This is a genomic window from Cypionkella sp. TWP1-2-1b2, assembly GCF_049896245.1.
Taxonomy (GTDB): Bacteria; Pseudomonadota; Alphaproteobacteria; order Rhodobacterales; family Rhodobacteraceae; genus Cypionkella.
Window position 1 is genome coordinate 39,970 of record NZ_JAFCTX010000007.1, and the last position, 11,960, is coordinate 51,929.

Consider the following 11,960-nt stretch of genomic DNA (forward strand, 5'->3'; position numbering starts at 1 on the left):
AGCCCCCTTGCTCGACGGCTTCCAGCCTTATGAGCAACGAACCGGGAAATGCTCTCCCAGAGCATTTTCTATCGGTCCAGGTAATGGTTTGACAATGTCTCGCTTTCTGCGACGTTTCAGTAAGGCAGGGCACCTTGCATTAATCCTGCTGGATCACATCGTGAAATTGGGTGAATGTGTGGAACGTAAGGTCGTTCTTGAACTACCGATCTCTGATGAAGGTTTGTTGCCTGCGTTCGTGCAAGATTGTTTAGACGCCAAGGTGGATTTGATTTCAGTTTACGGGCCCGATGCTGCGCGCATCGAAGATGCGATTGATTGGATCGTTATAGGTTTGACATCCGATAAATCTCGATGGCCTGTGACGGCTAGCCATTCCGAACCAGATTGGACGAGGGACGAGGTTATTGAATACGCAAGCGGCTGGAATACACCGACGCCGTCAGGGCTAACGATCCTGCGCCTATAGCCAGTCCGCCACGCGATCCACCCTTCCTGCGTGGCTGTTTCAGCTTGATCCCCACCCCCATCCCCTCTATACGCCCGCAATGCCCCACCTATCGGCATAAGAATCACAAACAGCCGCGTTGCCCTCCCCGTCGCAGGGAGAAGCTTTCCGGCATAGGAGTATGCGACATGAAATTGAATGAACTGCACGACAATCCCGGTGCAACCAAAAAGCAAAAGCGCGTGGCGCGTGGTCCGGGTTCGGGCTCGGGTAAAACCGCTGGCCGTGGTATCAAGGGTCAGAAATCGCGTTCGGGCGTCGCTATTGGCGGCTACGAAGGCGGCCAGATGCCGCTGTATCGCCGTCTGCCGAAGCGCGGCTTCAACAAGCCGAACCAAGACCGTTTCGCGGTGATCAACCTCGGCCTGATCGAGAAATTCATCGGCCTCGGCAAACTCGACGCGAAAGTTGAGATCACTGAGGATATGCTGGTTGACGCAGGCCTCACCGGCCACAAGCGCGACGGCATCCGCATCCTGAACAAAGGCTCGATCACCACTGCGGTCAAACTGAACGTGACGGGCGCTTCTGCCGCTGCTGTTGAAGCCGTTGCAGCCGCTGGCGGCACCTTGACCGTGGCACCAGTCTTGGCAGCTTTTACCAAAGCGGTCCGCAAAGCATAACTAACGCCTTGTGAGCAGTCGACAGACCGCTTACATCGGCTTATGTTTCCCGCGCCGCCGACCGGAAACGGTTTGGCGGCGCTTCCCATATCGGGCTTACGCAGAAAGAACTGGGCATGGCTTCAGCTGCCGAACAGATGGCCGCGAACCTCAGCTGGGGTACGCTAGGCAAGGCGACGGATCTCCGTAGCCGGATTTTCTTCACCATTGGCCTGCTCATGGTCTACCGCCTTGGCACCTATGTGCCGGTTCCGGGCATTGACGGCACCGCGTTGCGCAATTTCATGGACAACGCGGGGCAGGGCATCGGCGGTATGCTGTCGATGTTCACCGGCGGTGCGATCAAGCGCATGGGCATCTTTGCCTTGGGGATCATGCCCTATATTTCGGCCTCGATCATAATCCAGCTTTTGGCTTCGATGATCCCGGCGCTGGAGCAGATGAAGAAAGAAGGCGACGCCGGCCGCAAGAAGATGAACCAGTGGACGCGCTACGGCACCGTCTGTCTGGCGATCCTGCAAGGCTTCGGCATCGCCAAATCCATCGAAGCGGGCGGTTTGGCCCACACCCCCGGCATGTATTTCGTGATCTCCTGCGTGATCACCCTTGTGGCTGGCACGATGTTCCTGATGTGGCTGGGTGAGCAGATCACCGCGCGCGGCATCGGCAACGGCACCTCACTGATCATCTTCACCGGTATCGTCGCCGAGATTCCGCACGCTTTGGCGCAGTTCTTTAGCCAAGGCCGCGCGGGCGTGATCTCAACCCCGGTGATCTTGGGCGTCTTGGTGATGGTCGTCGGCGTGATCGCTTTTGTTGTGTTCATGGAGCGGGCGCTACGCAAGATCCACATCCAATACCCCCGCCGCCAAGTTGGTATGAAGGTCTACGATGGCGGCTCCAGCCACTTGCCGATCAAGGTCAACCCGGCAGGCGTGATTCCTGCGATCTTTGCCTCGTCCCTGCTGCTGTTGCCGACCACGATCGCGACGTTCTCCGGTGCCAACACTGGCCCGATCATGTCAACGATTCTGGCCTATTTCGGCCATGGCCAGCCGCTGTATCTGTTGTTTTTCGTCTCGATGATCGTGTTCTTCGCGTATTTCTACACCGCGAACGTCTCGTTCAAAACCGATGAAGTGGCCGACAACCTGAAAAACCAGAACGGCTTTATCCCCGGCATCCGTCCCGGCAAAAAGACCGAGGAATATCTCGATTATGTCGTCACCCGCATCCTGGTGCTGGGGTCTGGCTATCTCGCCCTCGTCTGCCTACTGCCTGAGATCCTGATCAGCCAGTTCTCGATCCCGTTCTACTTCGGCGGCACCTCGGTGCTGATTGTGGTGTCGGTGACGATGGACACGATCAACCAGATCCAGTCGCATCTGCTGGCACACCAATACGAAGGTCTGATCGAGAAATCGCAACTGCGCGGCAAAAAGCGCAGCACGGCAAACCGTCCGCCCGCGCGGCGGTGATCGGGTTCTGACTTCAGGCCCGGCGCACCCCGCCGGGCCTTTTCTTTGACAGAAAGGCGACCCATGGCAAATATCATCCTCCTCGGGCCACCCGGTGCTGGCAAAGGCACCCAAGCCAAACGCTTGGTGGATGAACGCGGCATGGTGCAGCTTTCGACTGGTGACATGCTGCGCGAGGCCAAGACCAGCGGCACCGAAATGGGCAAACGCGTGGCTGAAGTGATGGATAAAGGCCAGCTTGTCACCGATGACATCGTGATCGGTTTGATTGCCGAGAAACTGTCTCACCCGGCCGCAGGGGGATTCATTTTTGATGGCTTCCCGCGCACGCTGCCGCAGGCCGATGCTTTGGCCGATCTGCTGGCCAGCCACGACCAAACTTTGGATGCGGTGATCGAGCTTGTGGTTGATGATGCAGCGCTGATGGGCCGCATCGTCCGGCGCGCCGAGGAGATGATGGCCAAGGGTCAGCCGGTGCGACGTGACGACACGCCAGAGGTGTTTGAGCTGCGCCTGCGCGAGTTTTATAAGAACACCGCCCCCTTGATCGGCTATTACTGGGCGAAAAAAAATCTGCGCCAGGTCGATGGCATGGCGGAAATGGACGTGGTTGCCGTCGAGATTGCCAAAGTTCTTGACAAAGCGTAATTAAGCCGCCCGCTGCCCTTGACGCTCTGGTCAAAAGCCCATAAAGCACGGCGTCCCGCAGCGGAATCGCTTGCGGGATTCCTTATACGTTAAGGATTCGAATCGTCTCAGACAACTGTGACGGTGTTGTGAAAAAAGGTTCTGGCACTACGGAACCGCAACCATGAAGGAATACACGTTTGGCACGTATTGCTGGCGTTAACATCCCTACCGCGAAACGGGTTCCGATCGCGCTCACCTATATCACCGGCGTTGGCCCGCATATCGCAGAGCAAATCTGCGCATCTGTCGGCATCGACCGCGCCCGTCGCGTCAACCAGCTTTCGGATGCCGAAGTGCTGCAAATCCGCGAGTTCATCGACGCGAACGTCACGGTTGAGGGCGATCTGCGCCGCGAAACCTCGATGAACATCAAGCGTTTGATGGATCTCGGCTGCTACCGTGGCCTGCGTCATCGTAAGGGCCTGCCGGTCCGCGGTCAGCGCACCCACACCAACGCTCGCACCCGCAAAGGCCCCGCTAAGGCCATTGCTGGCAAGAAGAAATAAGAGGGGCGTTTAGATATGGCACGCGATACCAAAGCATCCCGCACGAAGAAAAAAGAACGCAAGAACATCGCCGCTGGCGTGGTTCACGTGAACTCTTCGTTCAACAACACCAAAATCCTGATCTCCGACGTTCAGGGCAACGCGATTTCCTGGTCGTCCTCGGGCACCATGGGCTTCAAAGGCTCGCGGAAATCCACGCCTTACGCAGCGCAAATGGCAGCAGAAGATGCAGGCCGCAAAGCGCAAGAGCATGGCATGAAGACCGTCGAAGTCGAAGTGCAAGGCCCGGGTTCGGGCCGCGAAAGCGCCCTGCGCGCCTTGGCCGCAGTTGGTCTGAACGTCACCTCGATCCGTGACGTGACGCCACTTGCGCACAACGGCTGCCGTCCGCCGAAGCGCCGTCGCGTCTAAAGCATCACTACAGGTCGGGTCGTGCGATGTCTGCCCGGCCCGATTTCTGCATTTCTGAACCTCGGGCGTCCTTTGCTTAGGACATGAGCAGAAGACAAGTATGGAGGCGGTCACATGATCCACAAAAATTGGCTTGAACTGATTAAACCGACGCAGCTGGTCGTGAAACCGGGGGCAGATGCACAGCGCACCGCCACCGTATTCGCTGAACCGCTGGAGCGCGGCTTTGGCCTGACCCTTGGCAACGCGCTGCGCCGCGTGCTGATGTCGTCATTGCAAGGCGGCGCTATCACCTCGGTGCAGATCGACAACGTGCTGCACGAGTTCTCCTCGGTCGCAGGCGTGCGCGAAGATGTCACTGACATCGTGCTGAACCTGAAAGGCGTCTCGCTGAAGATGGAAGTCGAAGGCCCGAAACGGCTGTCGATCTCTGCCAAGGGTCCGGGCGTTGTCACCGCGGGCGACATCTCGGAAACCAACGGCATCGAAGTCTTGAACAAAGACCACGTCATCTGCCACCTTGATGACGGCGCTGATGTGTTCATGGAACTCACCGTGAACACCGGCAAAGGCTATGTTGCCGCTGACAAAAACCGCCCGGAAGATGCGCCAATCGGTCTGATCCCGATCGACGCGATCTATTCGCCGGTGAAAAAAGTGTCCTACGAAGTCACCCCGACCCGCGAAGGTCAGGTGCTGGATTATGACAAGCTGACGATGAAAATCGAAACCGACGGCTCGCTGACCCCGGAAGACGCTGTGGCTTACGCCGCGCGCATTCTGCAAGACCAGCTCGCCGTGTTCGTCAATTTTGATGAGCCGGAAGCCGCGGGCAAAGGCGTCGAAGATGCTGGCCTCGAATTCAACCCGCTGCTGCTGAAGAAGGTAGACGAGTTGGAGCTGTCGGTGCGTTCGGCAAACTGCCTGAAGAACGACAACATTGTCTACATCGGCGATCTGATCCAGAAAACCGAAGCAGAAATGCTGCGCACTCCGAACTTCGGCCGCAAATCCTTGAACGAAATCAAGGAAGTGCTGTCGGGCATGGGTCTGCATCTGGGCATGGAAGTCGAAGACTGGCCGCCGGAAAACATCGAAGATCTGGCTAAGCGTTTCGAAGACCAGTTCTAAGAATTACGGCGGGGGAAACCCCGCCGCGCTACAAATGCCTGCAATAGCGGGGAACAACCGGGCATAAGCCCCAAGGTGAGCGGGACCAATCGTAGGCCCTGCCGGACAAAGTAAAACACGCGAATAGGAGATTCCCATGCGTCACGCCTCAGGTTACCGCAAGCTAAACCGCACCCACGAACACCGCAAAGCGATGTTCGCCAACATGGCCGGGTCTTTGATCGAGCACGAGCAGATCAAAACTACCCTGCCGAAAGCCAAAGAACTGCGCCCGATCATCGAAAAGCTGATCACCCTTGCCAAGCGCGGCGATCTGCACGCCCGCCGTCAGGCGCATTCGCAGCTGAAGCAAGACATCCACACCGCGCGCCTGTTCGAAATCCTCGGGCCGCGTTACCAGGATCGTCAGGGCGGCTACGTCCGCGTGCTGAAAGCTGGCTTCCGTTACGGCGACATGGCGCCGATGGCGATCATCGAATTCGTCGACCGTGACCCGAACGCGAAAGGTGCCGCCGACCACGCCCGCACCGCCGCCGAGGATGCGTTTGAGGCGTAAGCCCTTCGCAGATCGCCTTGAGAACCCGCCCTAATCGGCGGGTTTTTTCATATCTATCAAACGCCATCGTGCGGGTTGACGTTGGGTTAACCGCAAGGGCGAAGGCGAATTTTCAAACATTGCTGCCCTTCGCAACCATTCTGCTGATTGATGTTAAAATAGAAATAGCATGTTGCTGATCCGAGTATAGTAGCCACCCTCCGAACTGCCTAAAGTTGTAATTGAATCGAGAGATCGAAAAAAACATGTCAGTAAAGCTAGGTATAGATGTCGAGTTACACCAACTTTCGCTTATGGCCCCGGCGGGCTACTTTGTCGGCCTCCATATCCGTTTCACAGCGCCGTTGTTCACCTTCCAGACCTATGACCAGCGCTGGCTCGACTACTACACCGAAAAAGGCTACGTCCTGCGCGATCCGATGGTAGCCTGGGGCTTCAGTGCCACCGGAACCATCCGTTGGAGCGATAGTGCCCTGCCAGACCCGTTTGGCCTGTTCAATGAGGCCGCCAGATACGGCCTGAACTATGGCGCCACAGTTGCCTGTGGCCCGGTCAAATCCCGATCCATTGCCTCGTTTGCGCGGGCTGACCGCGAATTTGAGGACCATGAAATTGCAGCCATTGCGACCATCGTGCACCGGCTGCATGACGTGACAGAGCCCCCCGAAGAGCTGACCAAGGCTCAGATCGAGGCTCTGCGCTGTATCGCTGGGGGGGACCGGTTTACTGCCGCTGCGGCGAAACTGGGTATTTCAGAAAGTGCGCTCAAAGCGCGCATCACATCGGCGCGCGTGCGCCTGATGGCGCGCACCACAGCCGAGGCCATTCAGCGCGCAAAGGATTACCGGCTGATCTGAAAACCCCTCCGCGATGTTCCGACTGCCATCTGAACATAACGGAGACCAAAATGCTCACCACCACACTGTCTTTTGCCAACCTCCACAATCATGGAGAGCTGTTCGCGAATATGCTTCGCGCGCGGCGTGAGTTATTCATCGTCCATAACAAATGGGATCTGCCCGAGGCTTTGGGGATGGAATACGATCAATACGACACCCCGGCCAGCCGCTGGGTGGTCGTGCATGACGATCAGGGCCGGGTTCTGGCGGGCAACCGCCTGACCCCCACCACCGCGAAATGCGGCATCTATACCTACATGATCCGCGACGCGCAGCGCGGTCTGCTGGACACCATTCCGGCCAACCTTTTGACCAATGAGGCCCCGGTCGGCGATCACATCTGGGAATCGAGCCGCCTGTTCGTCGCCCATGACGTGCCCTCCTCCATCCGCCGCCGCGTCCATGCCCAGTTGATCGCGCAACTCGGCGACACCGTGCGCAGCCTCGGTGCCACCCATTGCCTGACCCTGCTCGCCGCGACTTGGCCCCGCTGGGCCGACCGCGTCGGCGTCAAGATGAAGGCGATGGGCCCGGTGATGGAAATCGACGCCATCGACAACCAGGTGGTCGAGATGGATTTCAGCCTGACCAAACACTGAACGAACCTGCGGCGGCCCATGGGGAGCAGGGCCGCCCGCAGACCTCCACCGCCAAGCGGCAGGGCAGGCGGAAGCGGCGACGGAACTACCCCGGTAGGGCGGGATATGATGACTCGTGGCGGCGGCGCAGGTCAGCTATGCGGACGATGCGTTCAGCGCCTTTACAAAGTAGCCTGTTGAGATAGATTCTGAGGCGTTAACTCAAGCTTGCTCCCATAAGGTTCGTTTCAAGTGAGGCATATGAACAGCCAAGAACGTCTGTATTTCGACCACCTTTCTGTTCAGTCAAACGATCTTAGAGCAGAGCCCGACGGTGAGAACGTTTCGACCTGTGACTGCTGTGGCTGCATGAGTCGCAAGGTCTGGGGATATTTGCACTTAAAGCAGGCTGGCACATTAGCTGCATACTTCATGCATTGGACGCCTGGTGCCTCACTTGCCACGCATCCAGCGAATTTTGATCTGATAGTCGGTCCTTGGGGGGAAGATGAGGCTGCAGAAAATCGCTGTGCAGTAGCACTTATCCAATTTGAGGGCGAAAATGGCCCCGGCGTGATGGTCATCGATTCCGAGAGCCGTCCTGCCTCATCCGGCGGTCTAGCCAAAATCATGACCGACAGAAACGACGTGATCTCCACCCCATTCGCCAGCTCGGTATTTGCGATGTATGATGCAGCACTCCTGCAAGACCATCGCCTTATTCAATTTCTCAGATAGTGTATCCGCCCGCAAAGGGGCTCAAAACGACGGTTCTCCAAATACGCTGGTTTTTTGAGCAATTTCTGCCGCTGGCACGGTTCTCTTGCCCCCACCCCGCTAAGGCGCAATCCGCCTTCCCCCGCCCCACCAGCCCGGCTAAACTCCCCACATGTCAGACCTTTTCGACACCCCCGGAAAACCCGTGCCAGAGGCCCCGCGCCCCTTGGCGGACCGCCTGCGTCCGCGCAATCTGTCCGAGGTGATCGGTCAATCCCACGTCCTCGGCCCCGATGGCCCGCTGGGTGCAATGATCGCCGCCCACAGCCTATCCTCGCTGATCCTCTGGGGCCCACCGGGCGTTGGTAAAACCACCATCGCGAGGCTTCTTGCACATGCGTCCGACCTCGCCTTCGTGCAAATCTCGGCCATCTTTACCGGCGTGCCGGACCTACGCAAAATGTTCGAATCTGCTAAAATTCGCCGCCAAAACGGCCAAGGCACGCTGCTATTTGTCGATGAAATCCATCGCTTCAACAAAGCCCAGCAAGACGGCTTCCTGCCTTATATGGAGGACGGCACTATCCTGCTGGTCGGGGCCACCACCGAAAACCCCAGCTTCGAGCTCAATGCCGCTCTGCTCTCCCGCGCCCAAGTCATCATCCTCGAACGCCTCAACCTGATCGACCTCGAACTGCTCGCCCAACGCGCGGAAAAAGACCTCAACCGCGCACTGCCGCTGAGGGGAGACGCCCGCGAAGCGATCATCGAGATGGCCGACGGCGATGGCCGCGCTCTGTTGAACCTGATCGAGCAAGTCGCCGCGTGGAAGCTCGACAAACCGCTGACCCGCGACCAGCTTTCCACCCGCCTGATGCGCCGCGCAAGCAAATACGACAAATCAGGCGAGGAGCATTACAACCTGATCTCCGCCCTGCACAAATCGGTGCGCGGATCAGATCCCGACGCGGCGCTCTACTGGTTCGCGCGCATGCTCGAAGGCGGCGAAGACCCGCGCTTTCTCGCCCGCCGCATCACCCGCATGGCGGTCGAAGACGTAGGCTTGGCCGACCCGCAAGCCCAGCAAATCTGCTTGGAGTCGTGGAACACCTATGAGCGCTTAGGCTCCCCCGAAGGCGAACTGGCCCTCGCGCAAGCCCTCGTCTACCTCGCCCTCGCCCCCAAATCCAACGCGGTCTACGTAGCCTACAAAGCCGCCCGCGCCAGTGCCCGCGAAACGGGAAGCCAGCCGCCCCCCCTGCATATAAGAAACGCCCCCACCAAGCTGATGAAAGACATCGGCTACGGTGCGGGCTATGCCTATGACCACGATGCCGAAGATAGCTTCTCGGGCCAAAACTACTTCCCCGACGATATGAAACGCCCGATCTACTACACCCCACCCGAGCGCGGCTTCGAGCGTGAACTGAAAAAACGCATCGACTATTTCGTCAAACTCCGCGCCAAAAGAAACACCGACTAGCCGTTTTACATTGGCCTAAATATCCCCCGCGGAGCGACCCAGCCCTGCCATCAAACAGCCCTGTCAAACCTCTGCCCCCCCGCGCCAGCGAAAAGCGCGCGCCAGCAAGCGCTGAGCGGCAGTTGACAAATCCCCCGCCTGCGCCCAATGAAAACCCATGTTCTACACGCTCTCCCAAGTCGCCCTCGGCGGCGCCATTGGCTCGGTTTTGCGCCACTTGTGCATCTCGACCCTCGGCGCACCCTGGGCCACCGCCCTCGTCAACATCGCGGGCAGCTTTGTCATGGGCATCTGCTTTGTCACCCTCAGCCGCTCAAACCTGTCCCCCCTCTTGATGACAGGCGTGCTCGGCGGCTTCACCACCTTCTCCGCCTTTAGCCTAGACACATTAAAACTCTGGCAATCCGGCCAAATCCCGCAGGCCGCAGCCTATACGCTGGCCTCCGTCACCCTCTCTCTCATAGCCGTCGCCCTTGGCGCAGCCCTAGCCCGTGGAGCCCTCGCATGAGCGACGTTCAACTGATCACCGTCACCGAAGATGAAGGCGAGCAGCGCCTTGACCGCTGGTTCAAGCGCCGTTTTCCCCAAGTCACCCAAGGCCATGTCGAAAAGATGTGCCGCACCGGACAAGTCCGCGTCGATAGCGCACGCGCCAAGGCGTCCGATCACGTCAGCCCCGGCCAGACCATCCGCATCCCGCCCTTGCCGGATGCCGCAGCCCCGGTTGCCCGCCGCGCAGGCAGCTATTCGGCGGCGGACGAAAAGATGATCCAGAACGCCGTGCTGTGGAAGGATGAGCATATCATCATCCTCAACAAACCCCCTGGCCTGCCCAGCCAAGGCGGCTCCGGCCAAGGCGACCGCCACGTTGATGGCCTGACCGAAGCGCTGAAATTCGGCTATAAAGAGCGCCCGAAACTGGTCCACCGCCTCGATAAAGACACCTCCGGCCTGTTGATGCTGGCCCGCACCGACCGCGTTGCGCGTGCGCTGTCCGAAGCCCTGCGCCACCGCCTCACCCGCAAAATCTACTGGGCCGCCGTCGCAGGTGTGCCGCATCCCCGGCAAGGCTCGATCAAATACGGCCTGCAAAAATCCGGCGGCGGCAAGTATGGCGACGAGAAGATGATCTGCATCCATCCCGCCAAAATGGCCGAACACCCCGATGCCAAACGCGCGCAGACCGATTATTTCACCCTGTGGTTCTTGGGAAGTCGCCTGTCGTGGATGGCGCTGGAACCTGTCACCGGACGCACCCACCAGCTGCGTGCGCACATGGCCGAAATGGGCCATCCGATCTTGGGCGACAGCAAATATGGCCCGACGGGAACCGAGAATATGGGTGACGGTTGGGGGGCCAGCATCGGCGGTGACATCTCTCGCAAGCTGCACCTGCACGCCCGCATGCTGACCATCGAACACCCGATCCTGAAGAAAATGATGACCTTCACCGCGCCCCTGCCGGAACACATGGCCCGCACTTGGAAAACCCTCGATTGGGGCGAAAACCAAGTGCCCGCCGATCCGTTTTCGGGCTTTGAATAGGCGGGGCCGATAATTGAGTGCGTGGACAGCGAAACGCTTTTGGAAACAAGCCGAGGCTAGCGCCTGCGACGGCGGTTTCACCGTAACCCTTGATGGCCGGGCGGTGAAAACCCCGGCCAAGCGTCTGCTGGTTCTGCCCACCATGGCGATGGCCGAGGTGATCGCCGCCGAGTGGGACGCCCAACAAGGCCGCGTCAAACCTGAAACTATGCCCGCCACACGCGCGGCCAATTCTGCCATCGACAATGTGGCGATCCAATTTGCCGCCGTGGCGCATGACCTCGCCCGCTACGGCGAAACCGATCTTTTGTGCTACCGCGCCACTGGCCCGCAAGAATTGATCGACCGCCAAGCCGACGCATGGAATCCGCTGCTGGCTTGGTCCGCCGCCGCCCTGCGCGCCCCTCTGATCGCCACCTCTGGCGTGATGCACATCCGCCAACCAGAAACCTCGGTCGCCAAGTTGACAGCCCATGTCCATGCCTTCACTCCGTTTCAACTCGCCGCTGTGCATGATCTGATCGCCATCTCTGGCTCCTTGATCCTCGCGCTCGCCGTCACCCGAGGCAGGCTTTCGCTCGACGAGGCATGGCGTTTAAGCCGAATCGACGAGACATGGCAGAACGAACTCTGGGGCATCGACGAAGATGCGGCCGCGTTAGAATCGCTTAAACGGCAGGCACTGGCCGAAGCGGCACGATTCTTCGCATTGTGCGGGTAACAATCTTCTCCCATCTTGCCGCTTCTTTGCACATTCTGTCTGTCTGACTGCCCCAAAGCGTTATGATAGCGGTAAAATCCGTTATATTGGCAGTTTTGCTTGACCGATTGCACA

At 58.9% G+C, this 11,960-nt stretch carries 15 protein-coding genes; all 15 read left to right on the forward strand.

The features are described from left to right. Positions 1 to 94: 94 nt before the first annotated feature. The 15 genes from ACP7AP_RS06160 (at position 95) to ACP7AP_RS06230 (ending at position 11,846) form a co-directional block, all read left to right on the forward strand. Positions 95 to 469, forward strand: a complete 375-nt coding sequence (locus ACP7AP_RS06160; RefSeq protein WP_426033272.1) for a hypothetical protein — start codon at positions 95 to 97, stop codon at positions 467 to 469. Positions 470 to 636: 167 nt separating this feature from the next. Then, on the forward strand, positions 637 to 1,131 hold the full coding sequence (gene rplO, locus ACP7AP_RS06165; RefSeq protein ID WP_426033274.1) for a 50S ribosomal protein L15: 495 nt from the start codon (positions 637 to 639) through the stop codon (positions 1,129 to 1,131). 116 nt (positions 1,132 to 1,247) lie between these two features. Next, positions 1,248 to 2,609 carry a preprotein translocase subunit SecY gene (gene secY, locus ACP7AP_RS06170; protein ID WP_426033276.1) on the forward strand — a complete coding sequence of 454 codons (1,362 nt, stop codon included), beginning with the start codon at positions 1,248 to 1,250 and terminating at the stop codon, positions 2,607 to 2,609. Positions 2,610 to 2,672: 63 nt separating this feature from the next. After that, the gene (locus ACP7AP_RS06175) at positions 2,673 to 3,257 is read left to right on the forward strand and encodes an adenylate kinase (protein ID WP_426033278.1); all 585 of its coding nucleotides are present in this window, start codon (positions 2,673 to 2,675) and stop codon (positions 3,255 to 3,257) included. A gap of 179 nt (positions 3,258 to 3,436) precedes the next feature. After that, positions 3,437 to 3,805 (forward strand): 30S ribosomal protein S13, encoded by a 369-nt coding sequence (gene rpsM, locus ACP7AP_RS06180; RefSeq protein WP_299480831.1) that lies wholly within the window; start codon positions 3,437 to 3,439, stop codon positions 3,803 to 3,805. Positions 3,806 to 3,820: 15 nt separating this feature from the next. After that, a complete protein-coding gene (gene rpsK / locus ACP7AP_RS06185; RefSeq protein ID WP_054006341.1) occupies positions 3,821 to 4,216 on the forward strand; it encodes a 30S ribosomal protein S11 in 396 nt (131 codons plus the stop codon). Between the two features lie 114 nt (positions 4,217 to 4,330). Continuing rightward, positions 4,331 to 5,347: a DNA-directed RNA polymerase subunit alpha gene (locus ACP7AP_RS06190; protein WP_426033281.1), complete on the forward strand. Its 1,017-nt coding sequence runs from the start codon at positions 4,331 to 4,333 to the stop codon at positions 5,345 to 5,347. A 136-nt stretch (positions 5,348 to 5,483) separates the two neighbouring features. Next, complete coding sequence (gene rplQ, locus ACP7AP_RS06195; protein WP_284326641.1) at positions 5,484 to 5,903, forward strand: 50S ribosomal protein L17; 420 nt, start codon at positions 5,484 to 5,486, stop codon at positions 5,901 to 5,903. 245 nt (positions 5,904 to 6,148) lie between these two features. Next, positions 6,149 to 6,760, forward strand: coding sequence for an autoinducer binding domain-containing protein (locus ACP7AP_RS06200; RefSeq protein ID WP_426033461.1), 612 nt, complete (start codon positions 6,149 to 6,151; stop codon positions 6,758 to 6,760). A gap of 50 nt (positions 6,761 to 6,810) precedes the next feature. Beyond that, entirely contained in the window at positions 6,811 to 7,401 is a 591-nt protein-coding gene (locus ACP7AP_RS06205) for an acyl-homoserine-lactone synthase (RefSeq protein WP_426033283.1), read from the forward strand. Positions 7,402 to 7,641: 240 nt separating this feature from the next. Beyond that, complete coding sequence (locus ACP7AP_RS06210; protein WP_426033285.1) at positions 7,642 to 8,118, forward strand: hypothetical protein; 477 nt, start codon at positions 7,642 to 7,644, stop codon at positions 8,116 to 8,118. Between the two features lie 151 nt (positions 8,119 to 8,269). Beyond that, on the forward strand, positions 8,270 to 9,580 hold the full coding sequence (locus ACP7AP_RS06215; protein ID WP_426033287.1) for a replication-associated recombination protein A: 1,311 nt from the start codon (positions 8,270 to 8,272) through the stop codon (positions 9,578 to 9,580). Positions 9,581 to 9,737: 157 nt separating this feature from the next. Continuing rightward, complete coding sequence (gene crcB / locus ACP7AP_RS06220) at positions 9,738 to 10,088, forward strand: fluoride efflux transporter CrcB (RefSeq protein WP_426033289.1); 351 nt, start codon at positions 9,738 to 9,740, stop codon at positions 10,086 to 10,088. Next, entirely contained in the window at positions 10,085 to 11,125 is a 1,041-nt protein-coding gene (locus tag ACP7AP_RS06225; protein ID WP_426033291.1) for an RluA family pseudouridine synthase, read from the forward strand. Before crcB ends, ACP7AP_RS06225 begins: the two co-directional genes overlap by 4 nt. Positions 11,126 to 11,138: 13 nt before the next feature. Beyond that, a complete protein-coding gene (locus tag ACP7AP_RS06230) occupies positions 11,139 to 11,846 on the forward strand; it encodes an ATP12 family chaperone protein (protein WP_426033293.1) in 708 nt (235 codons plus the stop codon). Positions 11,847 to 11,960: the final 114 nt, after the last annotated feature.